The organism is Bradyrhizobium sp. B039 (genome assembly GCF_038965675.1).
GTDB lineage: Bacteria > Pseudomonadota > Alphaproteobacteria > Rhizobiales > Xanthobacteraceae > Bradyrhizobium > Bradyrhizobium diazoefficiens.
Genome location: NZ_CP152416.1, coordinates 1,104,863 through 1,126,526, shown reverse-complemented (window position 1 = coordinate 1,126,526; position 21,664 = coordinate 1,104,863). Strand labels below are relative to the sequence as shown.

Here is a 21,664-nt window from a genome sequence, read left to right as displayed (position 1 = left end):
GTCCCTGCGTGGCGAGAGCCCTCACCCGCCGCGCTCGGGACGATGCTTCGCATCGCCCGGGGCGCGTCGGCCTCTCCCGCAAGCGGGAGAGGCGGAGCAAACCCCCGGACAATCCTCGTGAAACTCACATGCGGTAGCCCTGCCCCGCAAGGGGGGAGGGAGCGGAGAGAGCGTGCGGTTAAGCCCAGCTCAAAACTCGTTGGCGATCTTCGAGAGCATCTCGATCAGGGCTTCGCGGTTGGCCTGGCCGAGCAGGTCGTTCAGCCGCGCTTCGTGCTTGGTGGCGACGAGCTTTTTCGCCCGCGTCAGCACAGCCTTGCCCTTGTCGGTCAGGACCAGGATATGCGAGCGGCGGTCGTTGGTGGAACGGATCCGCGCACAAAGGTCGCGGCTTTCGAGATTGTCGAGCATGGCCACGAAATTCGGGCGCAGGATGCCGAGGGTGGAGGCGATCTCGGTCTGGTTACGCCCCGGGTTCTTCTCGACCAGCAGCAGCACCGAGAACTGCGCGGGGGTGAGCTGGAGCGAGGCCATGCAGCGCAGGAAGTTCTCGAACACCTTGAGCTGCGCCCGCTTCAGCACATAGCCGAGCTGTTCGGAGAGCTCGCCGAGCTGGAGGGCATCGGTAGAGCCCTGGCCCTGGGCCTCGGCCGCGTCCTTGCGGCCCTTGGCCGAGTCAGCCGGTTTTTCTGAAGACTTTTCAGCGGTTTTGGAAACGGTCATCGCCTCGTGCTCGTAATCCCGCTAAATTCGGGGCGGGTCGCCCACCACCCTTGAAGTTATATTTGATAATTGTTATGCACCATATCAAATATCGTCAGCGTATTTCAATGGCTGTGAGGGACCATCCACCGCGATTGCGGAGACCGGTCCTTAATCTTTGAGGGGGAGCGTCCGGTCTTGAACACCACTATCATGCTGTTCCTGGTGCAGGACGGCATCACCAATGGCGCGATCTATGCGCTGCTCGGCCTCGCGCTGGTGCTGGTGTTCGCCGTTACCCGCGTGATCCTCATTCCCCAGGGCGAGTTCGTTACCTATGGCGCGCTGACCTATGCCTCGCTGGCCGCGGGCCAGATGCCGGGCACGGCAAAGCTCGCGCTCGCCCTCGGCATCGGCGCCTTCGGCTTCGACCTGTTCGTGGCCCGCAAGGCGCTGCATGGCCGGCTGATCCTGCGCAGCGTCCTCACCAATATCGTGCTGCCGGCCATCGTGCTGGCGCTGACAATCTACTTCGCCGCCCAGAAGCCGCCGGTGGCGGTCTGCATCGCGCTGTCGCTGGTGATCGTGGCGATGATCGGCCTGTATCTCTACCGCATCGCGTTCCAGCCGCTGGCGCACACCTCGGTGCTGGTGCTGCTGATCGCCTCCGTGGGCGTCCACCTCGCGCTGCAGGGACTGGGCCTGCTGTTCTTCGGCGCCGAGGGCCAGCGCGGACCTGCCGTGCTGTCCGGCTCTTTCACCGCCGGCGCGCTGCGCTTCACCGGCCAGAGCATCACCGTCTACGCCATCACCATCGCCTTCATCGTCGGGCTCTGGCTGTTCTTCGGCCTGACGCTCTACGGCAAGGCGCTGCGCGCGACCGCCGTGAACCGGCTAGGGGCGCGGCTCGCTGGCATCCGCACCACGCTGTCGGGGCAGATCGCCTTCCTGCTGGCGTCCGTCATCGGCGCGCTGTCGGGCATCATGATCGTGCCGATCACGACGCTCTATTACGACAGCGGCTTCCTGATCGGGCTGAAGGGTTTCGTTGCCGCGATCATCGGCGGCCTCGTCAGCTACCCCCTCACCGCCGTCGCCGCGCTGGTCGTCGGCATCGTCGAGGCGTTCTCGTCCTTCTACGCCTCCAACTACAAGGAAGTGATCGTCTTCATGCTGCTGATCCCCGTGCTGCTGCTGCGCTCGCTCGCCGCGCCCGCGGTCGAGGAAGAGAAGGACTGACGCTAAGATGCAGAGCCGGCTCCCCATCCTCGTCTTCGCGCTTGTCATGGCGGCGATCCCGTTTGTCCCGGGCATGCCGCCGTTCTGGATCGTGCTGCTCGACAATATCGGCCTTGCCGCCCTCGTCGCGATGGGCCTCGTGCTGCTGACGGGCGTCGGCGGCCTGACCTCGTTCGGACAAGCCGCCTTCGTCGGCTTCGGCGCCTACACCACCGCGGTGCTGTCGACGAGCTACGGCCTGTCGCCCTGGCTGACGCTGCCGTTGTCGCTCGTGGTCAGCGGATCGCTGGCGGTGCTGCTTGGCCTCGTCACCGTCCGCCTCTCCGGCCACTATCTGCCGCTCGGCACGCTCGCCTGGGGGCTCGGCCTGTTCTATCTCTTCAGCAAGCTGGAGTTTTTGGGCCGCAACGACGGCATCTCGGCGATCCCGCCGCTGTCGATCGGCGCGTTCAAGATGCTCTCGCCCGGCTCGATCTACTACGCGATCTGGGTCGCCGTGATCCTCTCGGCCCTGCTCACGATGAACCTGCTGGACTCCCGCACCGGCCGCGCCATCCGCGCGCTCAGGCGCGGCCATGTCGCCGCCGAGGCGTTCGGCGTGCACACGCCGCGGGCAAAGCTGCTGGTGTTCATCCACGCCGCGGTGCTAGCCGGTCTCTCCGGCTGGCTCTATGCCCACCTTCAGCGCGCGGTGAACCCGACGCCGTTCGGCGCACAGGCCGGCATCGAATATCTCTTCATCGCGGTGGTCGGCGGCGCCGGCTATGTCTGGGGCGGCGTGCTGGGCGCGGCGATCGTCGTGGTCCTGAAAGAGGTGCTGCAAAGCTATCTGCCGCTGCTCCTGCCGGGTTCCGGCCAGGTCGAGACCATCGTGTTCGGCATCATGCTGGTGGCGCTGTTGCAACTCGCGCCCGGCGGCGTCTGGCCCTGGCTGATGTCGTTCCTGCCCGAGCCTACCCGCGGCAGGAAGCCGGACACCTCGCTGAAGCTGGAGCAGCGCACCCGCGCGCCCGGCGAGGCCAGCGTCCTGCTCCAAGTCGAGAAGGCACGCAAGCAATTCGGCGGCGTGATCGCGGTCAACAACGTTTCCTTCGAGGTCCAGGCCCGCGAGATCGTCGCGCTGATCGGGCCGAACGGCGCCGGCAAGAGCACGACGTTCAACCTGATCACCGGCGTGCTGTCGGCGACCTCAGGCTCGATCTCGGTGCTCGGCAAGAGGCTCGACAACGCGCCGCCGCAGGAGATCGTCAAGCTCGGCATCTCCCGCACCTTCCAGCATGTGAAGCTGGTCCCCGACATGACCGTGCTGGAGAACGTCGCGATCGGCGCGCATCTGCGCGGTCATTCGGGGCCGATCTCCTCCATGCTGCGGCTCGACCGCGCCGACGAGGCAAAGCTGCTCGCGGAGGCCGCCCGCCAGATCGAGCGCGTCGGGCTTGCCGACCAGATGCACCAGCTCGCAGGTTCGCTCTCGCTCGGCCAGCAGCGCATCGTCGAGATCGCGCGCGCGCTGTGCGTCGATCCGATGCTGCTGCTGCTCGACGAGCCAGCCGCCGGCCTGCGCCACATGGAGAAGCAGCAGCTTGCCAGGCTGTTGCGCGAGTTGCGCGACGGCGGCATGAGCGTGCTGCTGGTCGAGCACGACATGGGCTTTGTCATGAACCTCGCCGACCGCATCGTCGTGCTCGATTTCGGCACCAAGATCGCGGAGGGCACGCCCGCCACGATCAAGACCAATCCCGAAGTGATCAAGGCCTATCTCGGAGTGGCGGCATGAGCGCGCTGTTGTCCGTCACCGACGCGCATGTCGCCTACGGCAAGGTCGAGGCCGTGCGTTCGGTCTCGCTCGAGGTCGGGGCGAACCAGATCGTCACCATCGTCGGCGCCAACGGCGCCGGCAAGACCACGCTGCTGTCGGCCATCATGGGCATCCTGCCGCTGAAAGGCCGCGTCGCCTTCGCAGGCCAGGACCTCGCCCGGCTCGACATCGAGGACCGCGTCGCGATGGGCCTCGGCCTCGTCCCGGAGCACCGCGAATTGTTCGTGACCATGAATGTCGAGGACAATCTCGAGCTCGGGGCCTTCCGCATTGAGCGGAGCAAGTCGAAGGCCTCGATGGAGCGGGTCTACACGCTGTTCCCGCGGCTGAAGGAGCGGCGCAAGCAGCTCGCCGGCACGCTCTCCGGCGGCGAGCAGCAGATGCTCGCGATGGGTCGCGCGCTGATGGGCGAGCCGAAGCTCCTGATGCTGGACGAACCGAGCCTCGGTCTCGCCCCGATTATCGTCGCCGACATCTTCCGCATCGTCACCGAGCTCCGCACCGCCGGCGTCTCGGTGCTGCTGGTCGAACAGAACGCGCAGGCCGCGCTCAAGATCGCGGACCAGGCCTATGTGATGGAGCTCGGCGAGTTCGTGCTCAGCGGCAAGGCCAGCGACATCGCCGCGAACGAACGCGTTGCGGCGAGCTATCTCGGCTTCCAGCACGAAGGTGCGAGCGTTCTGTAGTTCTGAGGCGTCGCCACGAACTCAACTGTCATCGTCCGCGAAGGCGGACGATCCAGTACTCCGAGAAGACTGCGGTCGAATCGATAGGTCGCTGCGTACTGGATGCCCCGCCTTCGCGGGGCATGACACCGAAGAATGCGACGAGATTCGCGCCTAGATGCTCGCCGCCTTCTCCTTCAACGCCGCCACCTCCGCTTCCAGCTCGGCGATCCGCTGATCCCTCGCCGCCAGCGCGGCCGCGACATCCGTCGCATCGAACTTCTGCGGAATGTGCTGCGGGCAGTTGGTGTCCCAGGCCGCGATCTTGAACAGGATCACCTGCTCCGGCCGCGCGCGATATCCCTTCGGCATCAGCGACGTCGTCAGCGCATCGTCATCCTCCACCACGCGCGCCTCGCCCCAGATCTTCACCCGGCGGCGATGGGCGTAGTCCATCACGAAGATGTAGGCCTTGGGATTTTCGGACAGGTTTCCCTGCGTGATGTACTGCCGGTTGCCGGCGTAGTCCGTGAAAGCCAACGTCTGCTTATCCAGCACCTTCAAGAACCCCTTCGGCCCGCCACGGTGCTGGATGTAGGGCTGGCCATCGGCAGAGGCGGTGGCGAAATAAAAGCTGTTGGCATCGGCCAGGAACGCCGCGAGGTTCTCATCGACCTCGGTGCGCCAGCCGCGCTGCTCGGCATGGGCATAGCCTTCGCGCGATCCCTTTCGGGTCTGGATCGATTTCACCGCCGGCGTGAACGCCACGTCGCTGGCGTAGGTGAGGGTTGCCGTCATCGGAACATCTCCTGGAATCCCGGCGCATTTCTGCGTCTTTCGGCGACTAAAATGGACCTTTCGGCGTCTAAAACAATCCGCCGGCTTGACACTTCATCATTGCAATATATGAAATAATGCCATGGACCGCCTGGAAGCCATGCACGTGTTCGTCACCGTTGCCGATCTGCGCGGCTTTGCGCCGGCGGCGCGCAAGCTGCACCTGTCGCCCTCGGCGGTGACGCGGCTGATCGCGGCGCTGGAAGAGCATCTCGGCGCCCGGCTGTTGCAGCGGACCACGCGGCAGGTGACGCTGACCGATGTCGGCACACGCTATCTGGAGCGCGCGCGGCGCATTCTCGCCGATGTCGAGGAGGCCGACGGCTCGGCGCGGGAAGAGCGTAACCGGCCGAGCGGACGTCTGGTGGTGTCGGCGCCAGTCGGCTTCGGCCGGCTGCATGTCGGGCCGGTCATGACCGCCTATCTCAAGCGCTATCCCGAGGTTGCCGGCGAATTGCGGCTGTCCGACCATCTCGTCAATCTCGTGGAAGACGCCGTCGATGTGGCGGTGCGGATCGGTCATCTCGCCGATTCGTCCCTCGTCGCGCGCCAGGTCGGCGAGATGCGGCGGATCGTGGTGGCCGCGCCCGGCTATCTGAAGCGCCATGGCGAACCGAAGACGCCGGAAGCGCTCGCCTCGCACCAGACCATCCAGTTCGGACCATCCGCCAGCTGGCGTTTCATGCAGGACGGCCGCGACATCGAGGTGACGACGAACCCGCGCTTCACCAGCAATAGCGCTGACGCCGCCCTGCAATATGCCGAGGCCGGCGGCGGCGTCACGCGGGTGCTGGCCTATCAGGCCGCCGAGGGCTTGAAGCGCGGGCGGCTGAAGGTCGTGCTGGCGAAATACGAGCAGCCGGCGCTGCCCATCCATGTCGTCTACCCGACCTCGCGCCTGCTCTCGGCCAAGGTGCGCGCGTTCGTCGATCTCGTGGTGGAGACGGCGGAGTGGAGGTTTGGGTGAAGGCGGTCATTCCGGGGCTCGCAAAGCGAGAACCCGGAATCTCGAGATTCCGGGTTCGATGCTTTCGCATCGCCCCGGAATGACAGCTAGCCCTTCTTCGGCACCACCCGAAACGTCCCGCTGGCCCGCGCTATCACGACGTCGTCGGCCTTGACCAGGCACTGCGCGAAACAGATCGTGCTGCCGGTCTTGATCGCCTCGCCCTCGACCGCGAGCCATTGGCCGATTTCGGCGGCGCCGACAAAGTCGACCGACAGCGAGATCGTGACGAAGGACGTCGTCCAGCCGGTCGCCTGTGCGCAGCTGTAACCCATGGCGGCATCGGCGAGCGCCGCGATCAGTCCGCCATGGATGAGCCCGCGCGCGTTGGTGTGCGGCTTGGCCAGGCGCAGGCCGATGATCACGGCCTTGTCGGCCTTCTTCGAGTAGAGCGGCTCCCAGGGATCGGTGAGCGGGGCTTTGCGGAAATGCGGCTCGAAGCCGGCGGGAATGTCGGTGGCGGTCATCGCTGTCTCGCGTTGCTGGTTGCCAGCATTGAACGCGATGGGCGTGGCGGACGCATCACCTACAAAGTTTTAAACGGAATTTGCGCGGGTGTTTGAAACGGGCGGCGGCGTTGCGAGGAATGCAACGCCCGTAGGGTGGGCAAAGGCGCAACGCGCCGTGCCCACCATCTCCCCACAAACACAAAGCTGGTGGGCACGCTTCGCTTTGCCTACCCTACGGCACTTCTCTAAAACGGCAGCCCCACATAATTCTCCGACAACGACGACATCGCGGCCTGCGACTGCGTGACGTAGTCGAGTTCGGCGAGCTGGATGCGGGCGCCGATGGTGCCGGTGTCGGGGAATTTGTGCAGCATCGAGGTCATCCACCAGGAGAAGCGCACCGCCTTCCAGACGCGCGCCAGTGCCTTGGCGGAATAGGCGTCGATGCCGGCGCTGGACTTCTCGTCGTAGAATTCGCGCAGCGCGCTCGACAGATAATGCGCGTCGCTGGCCGCAAGGTTCAGTCCCTTGGCGCCGGTCGGCGGCACGATGTGGGCGGCGTCGCCGCACAGGAACATCCTGCCGAAGCGCATCGGCTCGGCGACGAAGCTGCGCAAGGGGGCGATGCTCTTCTCGATCGAGGGACCGGTGACGAGGCTGTCGGCGGCCTCCTGGTCGAGCCGACGCTTCAATTCGTCCCAGAAGCGATCGTCCGGCCACTGGTCGACGTGGTCGTCCAGCGAGCACTGCACATAGTGCCGGCTGCGCCTGGTCGAACGCATGGTGCAGAGCGCAAAGCCGCGGGCGTGGTTGGAGTAGATCAGTTCGTGGCTGACCGGCGGCGTCTCGGAGAGAATGCCGAGCCAGCCGAACGGATAGACCCGCTCGAACTCCTCGATCGCCGAGGCCGGAACGCTGGCGCGGCTGACGCCGTGAAAACCGTCGCAGCCGGCGATGAAATCGCAATCGAGCGTGTGGGTGACGCCGTCCTTGACCCAGGTTACGCGCGGGTGACTGCCGTCGAAATCATGCGGTCGCACGTCCTTGGCCTCGTAGACCGTATCGAGGCCGGCCGCCTTGCGCGCGTTCATCAGGTCGAGCGTGACCTCGGTCTGGCCGTAGATCATGACCGTCTTGCCGGTCGCAGCCTTCATGTCGATGCGATGACGGCGGCCGGAAAAGGCCAGCTCAATGCCCTCATGCACCAGGCCTTCGGCATGCGCCCGCACGCCGGCGCCGACCTGGTCGAGCAGCGCGACGGTTCCCTCCTCGAGGAGACCGGCGCGGATGCGGCCGAGCACGTAGTCCGGGCTCTGCCGCTCCAGGATGAAATTGTCGATGCCGTAATCGTGCAGCAGTTGCCCAAGCAACAATCCAGCCGGCCCGGCCCCGATGATTGCGACTTTTGTCCGCAATACTTGCTCCTCCCGATCCTATAGGCTTTCGTCGCGGCTCGCTTGTCGCGATGATCCGCGCAAGTTAATTATATCATATAACGGTTGGGCAAAAGGGGAGTGCTGGTCGCGCTAGCAGCGACAAATCCATGCAACATGGCTGACGTACAGGACGCGACAACGTGCGCGCCAATTCCGGCTTGAACGCGCCGGCCAATTAGATAACATGTTAAATAACGAGACCGGGCCATCGAAGCCCGCCGTCGAAAACAGGGAGAGACGTGTGATGAGGAAAGCCTGTCTGGCTTTGTTGCTCGCAGCAAGTGTGACGCCGGCGTTGGCGCAGGACAAGACCTTCGACTTGAAGATCTCGCACTGGGTGCCGGCATCGCACCCGCTGCAAAAATCGCTGGAAGACTGGGTGGCCGCGGTGAACAAGGATTCCGGCGGCACCATTACGGGTAAGGTGTTTCCGGCCCAGCAGCTCGGCAAGGCGTTCGATCACTACGACATGGCGCGCGATGGCATCGCCGATGTCACCTATGTCAATCCCGGCTATCAACCCGGCCGCTTCCCGATCGTCGGCGCCGGCGAATTGCCGTTCCTGATCTCGGATGCCAAGGGCGGCTCGATGGGGCTCGACGCCTGGTATCGCAAATATGCCGAGAAGGAGATGAAGGACGTCAAATACTGCCTCGCCTTCGTCCACTCGCCCTCCTCCTTCCACTCCAAGACCAAGAAGATCGTGATGCCGGAGGACGTGAAGGGCCTGAAGATCCGTCCCGCGCACGCCACCATGGCGAACTTCGTCACCTCGCTCGGCGGCACCAATGTGCAGTCCTCCGCGCCCGAAGTGCGCGACATCATCGAGCGCGGCGTCGCCGACGGCGTCACTTTCCCATGGGGTTCCCTCGTGCTGTTCGGCATCGACAAGGTGACCAAGTACGACATGGAGGCGCCGCTCTACACCACGACCTTCGTGTTCGTGATCAACAAGGACAAGTACAATGCGATGTCCGACAAGCAGAAGGCCGCAATCGACAAGAACTGCTCGGTCGAGATGGCCGGCGTGGTCGGCGAGCACTGGGGCAAGTTCGAGGACGCCGGCGTCGACAAGGTGAAGGCGGAAGAGGGGCACGAGGTCTACAAGCTGACACAAGAGCAGACCGCGGCCTGGAAGAAAGCCGCCGAGCCGCTGGTCAAGACCTGGGGCGACGGCGCCAAGAAAGCGGGCGCCGATCCGGACGCCGCGCTGGCCGATTTGAAGGCCTCGCTGAAGAAGTACAACGCGCTGGCGGAGTAGCGCTTCGTTGAAACAGATGCGGCGGCGAAAGACATCTCGCCGCCGTCATTCTGCAAGTGCGCTGTTAGGAGCGCACGACGCTTCCTCCCCCTCTCCCCGCCTGCGGGGAGAGGGTTGGGGTGAGGGGGAGTCTCCGCGGGGACGGTGAAAGTTGGACTCGCGGAGAGCCCCCTCACCCGGAATCCGCGCTTGCGCGCGCATTCCGGCCTCTCCCCGCAAGCGGGGAGAGGCGAACGACCGCCTTCTGAGCCGAGAGCGAGAATGACATCACACAGGACACACCCATGAAGCGCGCCTGGATGGATCGCTTTATCGACACGATCGAATGGATCGCGGCCGGCTTCGTCGGCCTCGTCGCGCTCGACATCTTCGTGTCGGTTCTGCTGCGCAACACGCTGAACTATTCGATCCCCGACAGCTTCGACATCGGCCGCATGCTGCTCGGCATCCTGATCTTCTGGGGCATCGCTGCGACCTCCTATCGCGGCACCCACATCACGGTCGACCTGGTCTGGGGCAATGTCGAGCCGCGCTATCAGCGCTGGATCGACGTGTTCGCCACCCTGGTGCTGCTGTTCGTCGTCACGGTGCAGACCTGGACCCTGTTCGACAAGGTGCGCGGCACCTACAACGACAATGTCCAGACCTTCGACATGCACATGCCTACCTGGCCGTTCTTCGCGATCGCCTGGATCGGCGACGTCTCCGCCGTGCTGCTGATCGCGATCCGCACCTACCGGCTGATCTTCCATCCCGAAGAAATGCACGACCCCAAGCTGAAGGCGACGGAGTAATCATGAGCACCGATGCCGTCGCCGTAATCGGCTTCGTTTCCCTGTTTGCGTTGATGCTGCTGCGCGTGCCCGTCGGCATGGCCATGGGCCTCGTCGGCGTCTCCGGCTTCTCCTATCTGGTCGGCGCCACGCCGGCGCTGAAGCTGGTCGGCCAGACCTCGATGCGCACGGTCACCGACTACACGTTCGGCGTCATCCCGATGTTCCTGCTGATGGGCTCCTTCGTCAGCAATTCCGGCATGAGCCGCGAGCTGTTCCGCGCCGCCAACGGGTTCGTCGGACATTTGCGCGGCGGGCTCGGCATCGCCACCGTCGGCGCCTGTGGCGGCTTTGCCGCGATCTGCGGCTCCTCGGTGGCGACCGCCGCGACCTTCTCCGCCGTCGCCTATCCCGAGATGCGCCGCTTCGGCTATCCGCAGTCGTTCGCGACCGGCGTGATCGCGGCCGGCGGCACGCTCGGCGCGATGCTGCCGCCCTCCACCGTGCTGGCGGTCTACGGCATCATCACCGAGCAGGACATCGGAAAACTCTTCATCGCCGGCATCATTCCGGGCCTGCTGGCGATGACCATGTACATGATCACGATCGCCCTGATCGGATACTTCCGGCCGGACTTCCTGCCCAAGGGCAAGGTGCTGCCGTGGCGCGAGCGCTTTGCCGGCCTGAAGGAGATCTGGGCCCCGGTCCTGCTGTTCGTCTTCGTCATCGGCGGCCTTTACGGCTTGCCCTTCCTGCCGCGCTTCACGCCGACGGAAGCCGGCGGCGTCGGGGCCACCGGCGCCTTCATCATCGGCGTCGTCACCGGCCGGCTCGACCGCGAGAAGATTTTGGCCTCGCTGCTCCAGGCGACGCGCACCGCCGCCGCGGTGTTCACCGTGCTGATCGGCGCGCTGATCTTCGGCTATTTCCTCACGGTGACGCAGACGCCGCAGAAGGTGACGGAATTTTTGACCGGCCTCGGCCTCGGCCCCTACGGCGTGCTGGCGCTGATCATGGTGATGTATCTCGTGCTCGGCTGCCTGATGGACGCCATGGCGATGATCATCCTCACCGTGCCGATCATCTTCCCCGTCATCATGCATCTCGGCTTCGACCCGATCTGGTTCGGCGTCATCATCGTGATGACCGTCGAGCTCGGCCTGATCCACCCGCCGGTCGGCATGAACGTCTTCGTCATAAAAAGCGTGGTGAAGGACGTCTCGTTCTCCACCATCTTCAAGGGCGTGATCCCGTTCGTGGCGACGGATCTGGTGCGGCTGGTGATCCTGATCGCCTTCCCGCTGCTGGCGACGTGGCTGCCGACGCGGATGATGGCGCACTGATGATGGATTGAATGCGGGCTCTCGCCGCAACGGCGGTGATCTCCCTCGCCCCGCTTGCGGGGGGAGGGCTGGGGTGAGGGGGAGTCTCCACGGGGACGGTGACAGTCGGACTCGCGGAGACTCCCCCTCACCCGGAATCCGCGCTACGCGCGCATTCCGGCCTCTCCCCGCAAGCGGGGCGAGGCGAAGACACCGGCGCCTTCTGACCGTGTGACCGTTGGAGTGACCGATGACCCCCACCCTCGACACCAAATACGTCTTCACCATCACCGCCCGCATCGGCGACGTCGTCACCGCCGGCGAGACCGGCATCGGGGTCCGCCGCATCATTCCGATCATCGGCGGCGAGGTGACGGGCGCGGTCACCGGCAAGGTGCTGCCGTTCGGCGCCGACTTCCAGACCATCCGCCCCAACGAGCTGATCGACCTCGAAGCGAAATACGCCTTCGAGACCGCCGACGGCGCCATCGTCTATGTCGAGAACAAGGGCATCCGCTTCGGCCCGGTCGAGCTGCTGCAAAAGCTCAAGCGCGGCGAGCCGGTCGATCCGAAGCTGATCTATTTCCGGACCGTGCCGCGATTCGAGACCGGGCATGAAAAGTATCGCTGGCTGATGGAGCACATTTTTGTAGCTTCAGCCGCACGCCACGCGGACCGCGTCGTGATCGACGTCCATCAGGTGATGTGAGGAATCGGTCTTTGACCCAGGGCGAACCTGGTTCAGAATGTGATCTGCACCAAGTTGTGCAGACCACGGGAGTCCCACCATGTCTCTTATGGCTTCCAGCGAACCAGTCCCCCAACACACCTTCGACTCCGCCGAAATGGGCGCCATCGCTCATCTCTACCGCGGCGAGGTCTATCGATCGACGATCTGGCGAACGCGGCTCGACAACACGACCAATTGGGCGATCGTCACGATGGGCATCGCGCTGTCGACGACATTTTCGAGCCCGGAGGCTTCGCCTCTACCACTCGTGCTCGTCGGACTGCTCCTTGCCGTGTTCCTTGGTATGGAGGCGCGGCGTTATCGCTATTTCAATGTCTGGCGTGCCCGGGCTCGTTGGCTGGAGAGGAATTTCTATGCGCCAATCTTCACCGGTGAAGCGCACGACGATAGCTGGAAGGCCGTTCTCGCGCGCGACTACACTGCGCCCCGCCATCACATTTCATTTGTCCGCGCTACCGGACGGCGGTTGCGTCGCAACTACGTCTGGATATTCGCCATCCAGGCGACAGCCTATTACGGCAAGATTGCAATCCATCCGACGCCTGCAATGACCTTGACGGAACTTATCGATCGGGCCGCCGTCGGACCGATTCCCGGCTGGGTCGTTCTGATCGTAGGCTTTGCCTACAATTTCGGGTGGCTGGCGTTTGCGCTCGGCACGATGTGGCTCGACCGACGCGAGCACGGGACCAAGGGCGACCGGGTGGCGATGGGCTGATGACATCGGCGGCTACCCGTTCCCCGGGGGAGCCGAGACGAGCGTAGCTGCCCCGACGCCAGGGAGGGCCTCCCTTGTTGACTCCTTGTAAATTCGTTATACAACATAACTATTCTGATAAGGACGCAAATGACACAGGGAAACGCCGAGACCGCTGACGCGGGTGCCTCCGGGCTGTTGAGGATCGAGCGGGCGGACAGGGTTCTGACCGTGGGCCTGAACCGGCCGGCCAAGCGCAATGCGCTCAATGACGGCATCATCCTGGAAATCGGCGAGTGCTTTGCGTCCCTGCCCGAGGATATTGGCGCGGTCGTCATCCACGGCATCGGCGACCATTTCTCGTCCGGCCTCGACCTGTCCGAACTGACGGAGCACGACGCGACCGGCGGGCTGCTCCATTCGCAGATGTGGCACCGGGTGTTCGACCGCATCCAGTATAGCCGCGTGCCCGTGATCGCCGCACTCCGGGGTGCCGTGATCGGTGGCGGGCTGGAGCTCGCCTGCGCCGCCCATATTCGCGTCGCCGAGCCCTCGACCTATTTCGCGCTGCCGGAGGGGCAGCGCGGAATCTTCGTCGGCGGCGGCGGCTCGGTGCGGCTGCCGCGGCTGATCGGCGTTGCCAGGATGATGGACATGATGCTGACCGGCCGCGTCTATAGCGCGACCGAAGGCGCTTCCTACGGCTTTGCGCAATATCTGACCGAAGCCGGCAACGGGCTCGGCAAGGCGCTTGAGCTTGCGACCAAGATCGCCTCCAACGCGCCGCTGACGAATTTCGCCGTGCTCCAGGCGCTGCCGATGATCGCGGAAGCCAATCCGCAGACCGGCCTGTTGATGGAATCGCTGATGGCCACCGTCGCCCAGAGCGACAAGGAAGCAAAGCGCAGGATCCGCGAATTCCTCGAGCACAAGACCGCCAAGGTGAAGCCAAAGTCATGAGTGCACAGCCGTCCTCTTCCGGCACGGAGCGCGGCGCAAGCACTTTCCCGCTGCGGCCCATTTCGTTCGGCGATCCCGTCGTCAATATCGAACGACGCGAGGACGGGACGATCTACCTGCGGCCGAAGCAGCCGCTCGGCGACTATCCCGTCCGCATCACCGACCGCCTGCATCATTGGGCGACGACGACGCCGGACCGCGTCTTCATGGCGGAGCGCGAAGGCGGCCGCGGCTGGCGCAAGATCACCTATGCCGAGCTGCTCACCGCGAGCCGGCACATCGCCTCGGCGCTGATCCAGCGCGGCTTGTCGGCGGACCGGCCGGTGGTCATCCTCTCCGGCAATTCGATCGACCATGCGCTTTTGGCTTTCGGCGCGTTCTATGCCGGCGTTCCATTCTGCCCGGTATCGCCGGCCTATTCGCTGGTGTCGAAGGATTACGGCAAGCTCTCCTATCTGATGAAGCTCTTGACGCCCGGCCTCGTCTTCGCCGAGGACGCCGACAAGTTCTCAGATGCGCTCGCTGCCAATGTTTCGCTCGGCACCGAGATCGCCGCCTCCTACGGCCATGTGGCGGGCCGCGACGTCACGCTGCTCGCCGACCTCATGGCGACGCCGATCCGCGGCGATCTCGACGAAGTCCACGGCAAGATCGGCCCCGATACGATCGCGAAATTCCTGCTGACGTCGGGCTCGACCGGCAATCCCAAGGCCGTCATCAACACCCAGCGCATGATCTGCGCCAACCAGGTGATGCTGCGCGAGACCCTCGCCTTCCTCAAGGACGAGCCGCCCGTCATCATCGACTGGCTGCCCTGGAATCACACCTTTGGCGGCAACCACAATATCGGCCTGACGCTCTACAATGGCGGCTCGATGTATCTGGACGCCGGCAAGCCGATGCCCGGCGGCATCGAGGAAACCGTGCGCAATCTCCAGGAGATTTCGCCGACGGTCTATTTCAACGTGCCGAAGGGCTATGAGTCGCTGCTGCCCTATCTGCGCGACGACCAGGGCCTGCGCGCGAAATTCTTCGACCGGCTGCATGCGATGTTCTTCTCGGGGGCGGCGCTGTCGCCATTCGTCTGGGACAGCCTCGACGAGCTCGCGGTGAAGGAAAAAGGCTATCGCGTGCCGATGCTGACCGGCCTTGGCGCGACCGAGACCGCGCCGTTCTTCATGTCGGTCAATCCGCGCACCAGCCGCTCCGGCCATGTCGGCCTCCCCGTCTCCGGCAACGACGCCAAGCTGGTGCCGAACAACGGCAAGCTCGAGGTCCGCGCCAAGGGGCCGAACGTGATGCCCGGCTACTGGCGCCAGGCGGATATCACCGCAAAATCCTTCGACGAAGAAGGATTCTACAAGTTGGGCGACGCGCTCAAGCCTGCAGATCCCGATGATCTCAACGCCGGCTTCGATTTCGACGGCCGCGTCAGCGAGGACTTCAAGCTCGCGAGCGGTACCTGGGTCAGTGTCGGCCCCTTGCGCGCGCGCTTCGTTGCGGCCTGCGCACCGCTGGTGCGCGACGTCGTCATCGCCGGCATCAACCGCGACGAGGTCTCCGCGCTGGTCGTGCTCGACCTCGACGGCTGTAGGCTGGTCAACCCGACGCTGCCAGCCGACGACCTCGTCGTCGCGACGCGCGACCGGCTGGTGCGCGAGGCCTTTCGCGAGCGCCTGACCCGTTTCCTCGGCTCGGCCACCGGCTCCTCGACGCGGATCACGCGGGCGATCCTGATGGATACGCCGCTCTCGATCGACAAGGGCGAGGTCACCGACAAGGGCTCGATCAACCAGCGCGCGGTGCTGGAGCATCGGGGCGCGCTGATCGACGAGCTCTACGCTGCCAATCCATCGGACCGTGTGATATCGGTCGGCTAAGAAACCATCGCTACAGGAGAACGCCATGTTGTTGAAGGATCAGGCAGCCATCGTCACCGGCGGCGCATCGGGGCTGGGCGCTGCCACCGCGCGAAAACTGGCGGCGCAGGGCGCCAAGGTCGCGGTGTGCGACCTCAATGCCAAGCTCGCCGAAACCGTCGCCGCCGAGATCAAGGGCGTGGCGGTGACCTGCGACGTCTCCGACGCCGCTTCCGCTGAAGCTGCGATCGCGCAGGCGACCAAGGCCCACGGCCCCGCGCGCGTGCTGGTCAACTGCGCCGGCATCGGCGTGGCAAAACGCGTCGTCGGCCGCGACGGCCCGATGGCGCTCGCCGATTTCGACAAGGTGATCAAGGTCAACCTGATCGGCACCTTCAACATGCTCCGCCTCGCCGCAACCGAGATGTCCAAGCTCGAGCCGCAGGCGACCGGCGAGCGCGGCGTCATCATCAACACCGCCTCCGTGGCCGCCTATGACGGCCAGATCGGCCAGTCGGCCTATTCGGCCTCGAAGGGCGGCATCGTCGGCATGACGCTGCCGATCGCGCGTGAGCTCGCACAGTTCGGCATCCGCGTGCTGACGATCGCGCCCGGCCTGTTCCTCACCCCGCTGCTCGCGAACCTGCCGCAGGAAGCCCAGGATTCGCTCGCGGCCGCGATCCCCTTCCCGCGCCGGCTCGGCAATGCCGACGAGTTCGCCGCGCTCGCGCTGCACATGGTCGAGAATTCGTACCTCAACGGCGAGGTGGTGCGCCTCGACGGCTCGCTGCGCATGGCGCCGAAGTAAATTCATGAGCGATATTGCAGCAGCGTCCTCGACCTTACCTCTCCCATTGGGAGAGGTCGGCGCGCAGCGCCGGGTGAGGGGCTTTGCACTATCGAGAGACCGAAACCCCTCACCCGAATTGCTGCGCAATTCGACCTCTCCCTACGGGAGAGGTGAGAGCCGGCCCCAACGAGTACCAACCACATGTTCGTGAACCGGCGCGACGTACAGATCCAATGGGGCGATTGCGACCCCGCCAACATCGTCTATTACCCGCGCTATTTCAGCATGTTCGACGATTCGACCTCGGTCCTGTTCGAGAAGGCCGGCTTCTCGAAGCAGGACCTGGTCCACAAATACGGCCTGGTCGGTATCCCCATGGTCGACACGCGGGCCAAGTTCTACATCCCCTCGACCCATGGCGACTGGATCACCATCGAGACGAAGATCGAGAGCATCAAGCGCTCGAGCTTCGAGGTGAAGCACAATGTCTACAAGACCGCCGATCTCGCCATCGAGGCATTCGAGACCCGCGTCCTGGTCGGCCGCGACCCGGCCAATCCGGAGAAGCTGAAATCGGCACCGTTTCCGGCGGAAATGGTGACCAAGTTCACGGGAAGTTAGATCGGGGAGCTAAATCGCCGCATCACCAAAAGAGGGGGCTGAATTACCCCCCGATTTCTGCTTTCAAAGAAACACGTCAAGGGAGGAACAATAGATGAAACGCTTTTACCTGACCGCCGCGATCGCCGCGGCGACGCTTGCCCTGCCGGCCCTGCCCGCGCTGGCGCAGACCAGCGAAATCACCATCGGCATCACCACCACCACGACCGGCCCGGGCGCCGCCCTCGGCATTCCCGAGCGCAATGCGCTGGAATTCGTGCCGAAGGAGATCGGCGGCGTGCCGCTGAAGGTGATCGTGCTCGACGACGGCGGCGATCCCACCACCGCGACCACCAACGCCCGCCGCTTCGTCACCGAATCCAAGGCCGACATCATCATGGGCTCGGCGCTGACGCCGCCGACCATCGCGGTCTCCAACGTCGCCAACGAAGCCGGCATTCCGCATTTCGGCCTCGCGCCGTTCCCGATCACGCCCGAGCGCATGAAGTGGTCGGTGGCGATGCCGCAGCCGATCCCGATCGTGGGCAAGGTGCTGTACGACCACATGAAGTCGAAGGGTGTGAAGACCCTCGGCTATATCGGCTACTCCGATTCCTACGGCGACCTCTGGTTCAACGACCTGAAGGCGCAGGCCGTGCCGATGGGCATGACCATCGTGGACGAGGAGCGCTTCGCCCGTCCCGATACGTCGGTGACCGGACAGGTGCTCAAGCTCGTCGCCGCCAATCCCGACGCGATCCTGGTCGGCGCCTCCGGCACCGCGGCCGCGCTGCCGCAGACCGAGCTGCGCGAGCGTGGCTACCAGGGCCTGATCTACCAGACCCATGGCGCCGCCAGCATGGACTTCATCCGCATCGCCGGCAAAGCGGCCGAAGGCGTGCTGATGGCCTCGGGCCCCGTCATGGACCCCGAGGACCAGCCGGACGAAGCCGCCACCAAGAAGCCGGGCCTCGCGCTCAACTCGGCCTATGAAGGCAAGTACGGCCCGAACAGCCGCAGCCAGTTCGCCGGCCATTCCTATGACGCCTTCGAGATCCTGAAGCGAGTCATCCCGACCGCGCTGAAGACGGCCAAGCCCGGCACGCCGGAATTCCGCGAAGCAATCCGCCAGGCGCTGCTGTCGGAGAAGGAATTGGCGGCGAGCCAGGGCGTCTACAACTTCACCGAAAAGGACCGCTACGGCCTCGACGAGCGCTCGCGCATCCTGCTCACGGTGAAGAACGGCAAGTACACGCTGGTGAAGTAAGCGCTGCGACAGTTTCGAGACGACGAGAGCCGGCCCGATGGGCCGGCTCTCTTCTTTTGGCTTCCTTGAGGCGACGCTAAGCCGCCTGCCGCAGCGGGGTCCAGGCGAACTCCGGATAGTAATTGTCCATCATGCGGTCGACATAGGCGGTGAGGTTCGGGAAGCCCTCGGCCCGCTGCCGCAAACCGGATTCGAAGAACGGCGTCAGGATTCCGGCGAGTGCGCCGAAGGCGGTGGCATCGACACCGCAGGGCTTGTTGCCCATCAGATAAGCCTTGTCGCCGAGCTGCACCGAAAGCGCGAACAGCGAGCGCACCGCGAGATCGACGTCGTCGTCCGGTGCGTGGCGGCCGAGCCCGGAGAGCAGATAGTTCTCGGCGACACGGAATTGCGCATCCTCGCGCAATTTTTCGCGATTGTGTTCCGGCGCGCCGTCGAAGAAATGCGACGGGCCCTTGGCGAAGTTGATCGGATCGACCCAGCGCGCGCCGACCAGCGCCCAATAGACGTGATGCTCGATCATGCGCTCGAATGCCCAGGCCTGTGCGCGCTCCTGCAACGAGAGCCCGGCGTCGAAATCGAAGCCGTAGCGGCGCTCGATATGGGCGCGGATGAAGGTGGAATCGGCCACCGCCTCGCCGCCGTCGTCGATAAACGGCAGCTGCCCCTTGGGGGAGGCGGGCGGCATCGCGCGCTCCTTCCGGTAGGGCAGTCCCGCCATCTTGAGCTGCACCTCCGTCTTGGTGACGAAGGGGCTGATTTCCGGCAGGCCGAAGCCGGTGCCAAAGCCGTAAAGCGTGATCATAAAGCTCTCCTGAACCACCGAAAGAGTTGACGGAACCTAACCGCGGGCTGCTGCCACCATGGTGGCAGCAGCCGTGATATCTTCTGCGAAACGGGCCCCTCGCCAGGCGCGGCCCATGATGTGGCGGACCAGCGCGTCCGCAGCCTGGATCAGCGAGCGTGTCACCATGGTCGCGAGCGCAACGCGGAGGTCGACGACGGTGAGATCGAAAAACATGAGCCGGCTGAAGGCCAAAGCGTGCAGCACGGCCTGCGCCCGCCACAGCGGACCGGCCGGGCTGAAATGGGTTGGGATGATCATGGACAAATCCTCTTCAGTCGATGTGTTGTCCCGGTATAGAACCCCCCTGCTGCCAACATCCTGTCAGCATCCACGCGCCGGATTTTGAGCGGGCTGCGGTCAGGAATTTGGAAAGAGAATTGTCATGAGACGCGCCGACCGGCTGTTTCAGATCATCCAGGTGCTGAGGCGCACGCGTAAGCCGCTGACGGCGGATGCGATTGCGGCCGAGCTCGAGACCTCCAAGCGCACGATCTATCGCGACATCGCGACACTGATCGGCCAGCGCGTGCCGATCCGCGGCGAAGCCGGCATGGGCTACATCCTGGAAAAGGGTTTCGACCTGCCACCCCTGATGCTGACACCCGACGAGATCGAGGCGGCGGTGCTGGGCGCGCAATGGGTCGCGGGCCATGCCGATTCCACACTGGCGCGCGCGGCCGAAGATCTGATGGCGAAGATCGCCGACACCGTGCCTGAGCGCCTGCGCCCCTTCGTGCTGGAGCCCGCGAGCCGCGCGCGGCCGAGCTGGAACAGGGAGCCGGACCGCCTCGACATGGCGCGCACGCGCACCCAGATCCACGAAGGCAAGAAGATCATGCTGCGCTATCGCGACGAGCAGGGCCGCCCCAGCGAGCGCATGATCTGGCCGATCTCGGTCGGCTATCTCGAAGCCGTGCGCCTGCTCGCGGCCTGGTGCGAGCTGCGCAGCGACTTCCGCAGCTTCCGCACCGACCGCGTCGTGGAGGCGACCTATCTCGACGAGAAATATCCGGAGCGGCGCGACGTGCTGCGCGCAAAATGGCGGCAGAGCCTGGTCTGGGGCCCGCCAAAGGACACGTGACGACGATGGAAGAGCCATCCCCCATCGACCTGTCGAGCTGCTGCCAGAGCTGCGGCGCCTGCTGCGGCTATTCGGAGAACTGGCCCCGTTTCTCGATCGAGAGCGACGAGGAGCTTGCGGCGATCCCGGAGGCGCTCGTCAATGCGCGGCAGTCCGGCATGCGCTGCGAAGGCGATCGCTGCTCGGCGTTGCGTGGGGAGATCGGGAAAGAGACCGCCTGCGGCATCTACGCCGTGCGGCCGGAAGTCTGTCGCACCTGCATGCCGGGCGACGCCGAATGCGCAATGGCGCGGCGGAAGTTCGGGCTGCCGATGATCGCGAACCCTTAAGCGGGGACAGCTTCGCTGATCTCGTCGTCGAGCTCGTCATCGAGCGGTGCAAGCACCGAGAGCGGCTTGGTCGACAGCGTGATCGGCTTGCGGCCACCCGACAGCGACGGCGAGGATTTGGCGACGCCTTCGCGCGACAGCGCGTAGAGCGTCGAGCCGACCCGGCCGCCGTTCTCGATCAGGTCGCGCTCGCTGCAGCTGCCCGCGATCGCGACCGCCAGCGAATGCAAATGGCTGCGGCGATAGCAGAACAGCGCCAGCTTCGCGCGTGCGTCAGGGGAAACACTCTCAACCAACCTCGGCAGGCCACTCTCGCTGGCGCGATACATCTCGCCAAGGAGCTCGTCGCGAACCGGGCAGAAATCGCTTTCAAAGGCGTCGCGGCTTGAAAACATTGCAGTTCTCCCTCGTGTGGGGAAGATGCAGCGCAATTCTCTAACGGAAGGTTAACCACCCCTGACGGTAGTCACCCGGGGTTCCTTGTGCCCTCCCCGCGAATCGGAAGGGGCGAGAATTGCCACTTGCCGTCATTCCGGGGCTCGCGAAGCGAGAACCCGGAATCTCGAGATTCCGGGTTCGGTCCTGCGGACCGCCCCGGAATGACCGGTGCAAGCAATCAGTTCGCCGCCATGAAGATGGAGAGGCCGAAGCCGGTCAGGTGATGGAGCGCCTGGTCGACGCCGATCAGGGTCCAGAACCAGGGGTGCGCAAGGTCGACCCCGAAATTGGCGGAGACGAACCCCTTGGCGCGGTCGATCGTGATGTGGATCACGAAATCGATGAAGGCCACGAACCAGAATTTCGGCGCGACGATCAGGATCAGCGGCAGCGCAACCGCAAGGTGAATCAGGCAATGCACCAGGAGCGGCAGGGCCCAGCCGTGCTTCTGGTCCTTGCCATGCGCCATCCAGGCGGTCTGCAGGACGAAATCAGCGATGATGTGCTTGAACGTGAGCAACAACATCCAGCCAATG

Annotated in this window: 24 protein-coding genes; 16 read left to right on the top strand and 8 right to left on the bottom strand. The window is 64.7% G+C overall.

What is annotated here, in order from left to right; translation table 11 throughout:
- Positions 1-189: 189 nt before the first annotated feature.
- Positions 190-723 (bottom strand): MarR family transcriptional regulator, encoded by a 534-nt coding sequence (locus tag AAFG50_RS05200; protein ID WP_011090555.1) that lies wholly within the window; start codon positions 721-723, stop codon positions 190-192.
- A 177-nt stretch (positions 724-900) separates the two neighbouring features.
- Here AAFG50_RS05200 and AAFG50_RS05195 point away from each other — a divergent pair, with 177 nt between their 5' ends.
- Genes AAFG50_RS05195 through AAFG50_RS05185 form a run of 3 tightly spaced genes read left to right on the top strand, consistent with a single transcriptional unit; the run spans position 901 to position 4,446 of the window.
- Positions 901-1,941, top strand: coding sequence for a branched-chain amino acid ABC transporter permease (locus tag AAFG50_RS05195; protein ID WP_028173794.1), 1,041 nt, complete (start codon positions 901-903; stop codon positions 1,939-1,941).
- A gap of 7 nt (positions 1,942-1,948) precedes the next feature.
- Positions 1,949-3,718 (top strand): branched-chain amino acid ABC transporter ATP-binding protein/permease, encoded by a 1,770-nt coding sequence (locus AAFG50_RS05190; RefSeq protein ID WP_011090557.1) that lies wholly within the window; start codon positions 1,949-1,951, stop codon positions 3,716-3,718.
- Positions 3,715-4,446: an ABC transporter ATP-binding protein gene (locus AAFG50_RS05185; RefSeq protein WP_011090558.1), complete on the top strand. Its 732-nt coding sequence runs from the start codon at positions 3,715-3,717 to the stop codon at positions 4,444-4,446. Before AAFG50_RS05190 ends, AAFG50_RS05185 begins: the two co-directional genes overlap by 4 nt.
- Before the next feature lie 153 nt (positions 4,447-4,599).
- On the opposite strand, the gene AAFG50_RS05180 is transcribed toward AAFG50_RS05185, so the two are convergent.
- Positions 4,600-5,223, bottom strand: coding sequence for a pyridoxamine 5'-phosphate oxidase family protein (locus tag AAFG50_RS05180; RefSeq protein WP_011090559.1), 624 nt, complete (start codon positions 5,221-5,223; stop codon positions 4,600-4,602).
- Positions 5,224-5,344: 121 nt separating this feature from the next.
- Between AAFG50_RS05180 and AAFG50_RS05175 the strand changes: the two genes are divergently transcribed.
- Entirely contained in the window at positions 5,345-6,229 is an 885-nt protein-coding gene (locus AAFG50_RS05175) for a LysR family transcriptional regulator (RefSeq protein WP_028173793.1), read from the top strand.
- 86 nt (positions 6,230-6,315) lie between these two features.
- On the opposite strand, the gene AAFG50_RS05170 is transcribed toward AAFG50_RS05175, so the two are convergent.
- Entirely contained in the window at positions 6,316-6,735 is a 420-nt protein-coding gene (locus tag AAFG50_RS05170; RefSeq protein ID WP_028173792.1) for a PaaI family thioesterase, read from the bottom strand.
- A 227-nt stretch (positions 6,736-6,962) separates the two neighbouring features.
- A complete protein-coding gene (gene pobA / locus AAFG50_RS05165) occupies positions 6,963-8,132 on the bottom strand; it encodes a 4-hydroxybenzoate 3-monooxygenase (RefSeq protein ID WP_028173791.1) in 1,170 nt (389 codons plus the stop codon).
- Positions 8,133-8,397: 265 nt separating this feature from the next.
- On the opposite strand from pobA, the gene AAFG50_RS05160 reads away from it, so the two are divergent.
- From AAFG50_RS05160 to AAFG50_RS05115, 10 genes are all read left to right on the top strand, one after another.
- Positions 8,398-9,414, top strand: coding sequence for a TRAP transporter substrate-binding protein (locus AAFG50_RS05160; RefSeq protein WP_011090563.1), 1,017 nt, complete (start codon positions 8,398-8,400; stop codon positions 9,412-9,414).
- Positions 9,415-9,698: 284 nt separating this feature from the next.
- The gene (locus AAFG50_RS05155; protein ID WP_011090564.1) at positions 9,699-10,208 is read left to right on the top strand and encodes a TRAP transporter small permease; all 510 of its coding nucleotides are present in this window, start codon (positions 9,699-9,701) and stop codon (positions 10,206-10,208) included.
- A 2-nt stretch (positions 10,209-10,210) separates the two neighbouring features.
- On the top strand, positions 10,211-11,530 hold the full coding sequence (locus tag AAFG50_RS05150) for a TRAP transporter permease (RefSeq protein WP_028173789.1): 1,320 nt from the start codon (positions 10,211-10,213) through the stop codon (positions 11,528-11,530).
- A 229-nt stretch (positions 11,531-11,759) separates the two neighbouring features.
- On the top strand, positions 11,760-12,218 hold the full coding sequence (locus tag AAFG50_RS05145; protein ID WP_028173788.1) for a DUF3237 domain-containing protein: 459 nt from the start codon (positions 11,760-11,762) through the stop codon (positions 12,216-12,218).
- Positions 12,219-12,297: 79 nt separating this feature from the next.
- Positions 12,298-12,978 (top strand): DUF2270 domain-containing protein, encoded by a 681-nt coding sequence (locus AAFG50_RS05140; RefSeq protein ID WP_011090567.1) that lies wholly within the window; start codon positions 12,298-12,300, stop codon positions 12,976-12,978.
- A 129-nt stretch (positions 12,979-13,107) separates the two neighbouring features.
- Complete coding sequence (locus tag AAFG50_RS05135) at positions 13,108-13,917, top strand: crotonase/enoyl-CoA hydratase family protein (protein ID WP_011090568.1); 810 nt, start codon at positions 13,108-13,110, stop codon at positions 13,915-13,917.
- Entirely contained in the window at positions 13,914-15,797 is a 1,884-nt protein-coding gene (locus AAFG50_RS05130) for a feruloyl-CoA synthase (protein WP_028173787.1), read from the top strand. Before AAFG50_RS05135 ends, AAFG50_RS05130 begins: the two co-directional genes overlap by 4 nt.
- 25 nt (positions 15,798-15,822) lie before the next feature.
- On the top strand, positions 15,823-16,584 hold the full coding sequence (locus tag AAFG50_RS05125; protein WP_011090570.1) for an SDR family NAD(P)-dependent oxidoreductase: 762 nt from the start codon (positions 15,823-15,825) through the stop codon (positions 16,582-16,584).
- 183 nt (positions 16,585-16,767) lie between these two features.
- Positions 16,768-17,187, top strand: coding sequence for an acyl-CoA thioesterase (locus AAFG50_RS05120; RefSeq protein WP_011090571.1), 420 nt, complete (start codon positions 16,768-16,770; stop codon positions 17,185-17,187).
- 94 nt (positions 17,188-17,281) lie between these two features.
- Positions 17,282-18,433 carry an ABC transporter substrate-binding protein gene (locus AAFG50_RS05115; protein ID WP_011090572.1) on the top strand — a complete coding sequence of 384 codons (1,152 nt, stop codon included), beginning with the start codon at positions 17,282-17,284 and terminating at the stop codon, positions 18,431-18,433.
- A gap of 76 nt (positions 18,434-18,509) precedes the next feature.
- Here AAFG50_RS05115 and AAFG50_RS05110 read toward each other — a convergent pair whose 3' ends face one another.
- Together AAFG50_RS05110 and AAFG50_RS05105 are read right to left on the bottom strand one after the other, a co-directional pair.
- Entirely contained in the window at positions 18,510-19,238 is a 729-nt protein-coding gene (locus AAFG50_RS05110; RefSeq protein ID WP_011090573.1) for a glutathione S-transferase family protein, read from the bottom strand.
- Positions 19,239-19,274: 36 nt separating this feature from the next.
- Positions 19,275-19,538 (bottom strand): hypothetical protein, encoded by a 264-nt coding sequence (locus AAFG50_RS05105; RefSeq protein ID WP_011090574.1) that lies wholly within the window; start codon positions 19,536-19,538, stop codon positions 19,275-19,277.
- A 124-nt stretch (positions 19,539-19,662) separates the two neighbouring features.
- On the opposite strand from AAFG50_RS05105, the gene AAFG50_RS05100 reads away from it, so the two are divergent.
- Positions 19,663-20,361, top strand: a complete 699-nt coding sequence (locus tag AAFG50_RS05100; protein WP_011090575.1) for a YafY family protein — start codon at positions 19,663-19,665, stop codon at positions 20,359-20,361.
- A 5-nt stretch (positions 20,362-20,366) separates the two neighbouring features.
- Positions 20,367-20,690, top strand: coding sequence for a YkgJ family cysteine cluster protein (locus tag AAFG50_RS05095; protein ID WP_028173786.1), 324 nt, complete (start codon positions 20,367-20,369; stop codon positions 20,688-20,690).
- Here the strand turns inward: AAFG50_RS05095 and AAFG50_RS05090 are convergent.
- Both AAFG50_RS05090 and AAFG50_RS05085 read right to left on the bottom strand, forming a co-directional pair.
- Positions 20,687-21,085, bottom strand: a complete 399-nt coding sequence (locus AAFG50_RS05090) for a hypothetical protein (RefSeq protein WP_028173785.1) — start codon at positions 21,083-21,085, stop codon at positions 20,687-20,689. The two genes, AAFG50_RS05095 and AAFG50_RS05090, sit on opposite strands and share 4 nt — an antisense overlap.
- A 221-nt stretch (positions 21,086-21,306) precedes the next feature.
- Positions 21,307-21,654 (bottom strand): DUF3307 domain-containing protein, encoded by a 348-nt coding sequence (locus AAFG50_RS05085; RefSeq protein WP_049832502.1) that lies wholly within the window; start codon positions 21,652-21,654, stop codon positions 21,307-21,309.
- Positions 21,655-21,664: the final 10 nt, after the last annotated feature.

Bases quoted from the DNA above. Each gene is read 5' to 3' on its own strand.
- AAFG50_RS05200 (WP_011090555.1), bottom strand. From the start codon at position 723: ATGACCGTTTCCAAAACCGCTGAAAAGTCTTCAGAAAAACCGGCTGAC.
- AAFG50_RS05190 (WP_011090557.1), top strand. From the start codon at position 1,949: ATGCAGAGCCGGCTCCCCATCCTCGTCTTCGCGCTTGTCATGGCGGCG.
- AAFG50_RS05185 (WP_011090558.1), top strand. From the start codon at position 3,715: ATGAGCGCGCTGTTGTCCGTCACCGACGCGCATGTCGCCTACGGCAAG.
- AAFG50_RS05180 (WP_011090559.1), bottom strand. From the start codon at position 5,223: ATGACGGCAACCCTCACCTACGCCAGCGACGTGGCGTTCACGCCGGCG.
- AAFG50_RS05175 (WP_028173793.1), top strand. From the start codon at position 5,345: ATGGACCGCCTGGAAGCCATGCACGTGTTCGTCACCGTTGCCGATCTG.
- AAFG50_RS05170 (WP_028173792.1), bottom strand. From the start codon at position 6,735: ATGACCGCCACCGACATTCCCGCCGGCTTCGAGCCGCATTTCCGCAAA.
- AAFG50_RS05160 (WP_011090563.1), top strand. From the start codon at position 8,398: ATGAGGAAAGCCTGTCTGGCTTTGTTGCTCGCAGCAAGTGTGACGCCG.
- AAFG50_RS05155 (WP_011090564.1), top strand. From the start codon at position 9,699: ATGAAGCGCGCCTGGATGGATCGCTTTATCGACACGATCGAATGGATC.
- AAFG50_RS05150 (WP_028173789.1), top strand. From the start codon at position 10,211: ATGAGCACCGATGCCGTCGCCGTAATCGGCTTCGTTTCCCTGTTTGCG.
- AAFG50_RS05145 (WP_028173788.1), top strand. From the start codon at position 11,760: ATGACCCCCACCCTCGACACCAAATACGTCTTCACCATCACCGCCCGC.
- AAFG50_RS05140 (WP_011090567.1), top strand. From the start codon at position 12,298: ATGTCTCTTATGGCTTCCAGCGAACCAGTCCCCCAACACACCTTCGAC.
- AAFG50_RS05135 (WP_011090568.1), top strand. From the start codon at position 13,108: ATGACACAGGGAAACGCCGAGACCGCTGACGCGGGTGCCTCCGGGCTG.
- AAFG50_RS05130 (WP_028173787.1), top strand. From the start codon at position 13,914: ATGAGTGCACAGCCGTCCTCTTCCGGCACGGAGCGCGGCGCAAGCACT.
- AAFG50_RS05125 (WP_011090570.1), top strand. From the start codon at position 15,823: ATGTTGTTGAAGGATCAGGCAGCCATCGTCACCGGCGGCGCATCGGGG.
- AAFG50_RS05120 (WP_011090571.1), top strand. From the start codon at position 16,768: ATGTTCGTGAACCGGCGCGACGTACAGATCCAATGGGGCGATTGCGAC.
- AAFG50_RS05115 (WP_011090572.1), top strand. From the start codon at position 17,282: ATGAAACGCTTTTACCTGACCGCCGCGATCGCCGCGGCGACGCTTGCC.
- AAFG50_RS05110 (WP_011090573.1), bottom strand. From the start codon at position 19,238: ATGATCACGCTTTACGGCTTTGGCACCGGCTTCGGCCTGCCGGAAATC.
- AAFG50_RS05105 (WP_011090574.1), bottom strand. From the start codon at position 19,538: ATGATCATCCCAACCCATTTCAGCCCGGCCGGTCCGCTGTGGCGGGCG.
- AAFG50_RS05100 (WP_011090575.1), top strand. From the start codon at position 19,663: ATGAGACGCGCCGACCGGCTGTTTCAGATCATCCAGGTGCTGAGGCGC.
- AAFG50_RS05095 (WP_028173786.1), top strand. From the start codon at position 20,367: ATGGAAGAGCCATCCCCCATCGACCTGTCGAGCTGCTGCCAGAGCTGC.
- AAFG50_RS05090 (WP_028173785.1), bottom strand. From the start codon at position 21,085: ATGTTTTCAAGCCGCGACGCCTTTGAAAGCGATTTCTGCCCGGTTCGC.
- AAFG50_RS05085 (WP_049832502.1), bottom strand. From the start codon at position 21,654: ATGTTGTTGCTCACGTTCAAGCACATCATCGCTGATTTCGTCCTGCAG.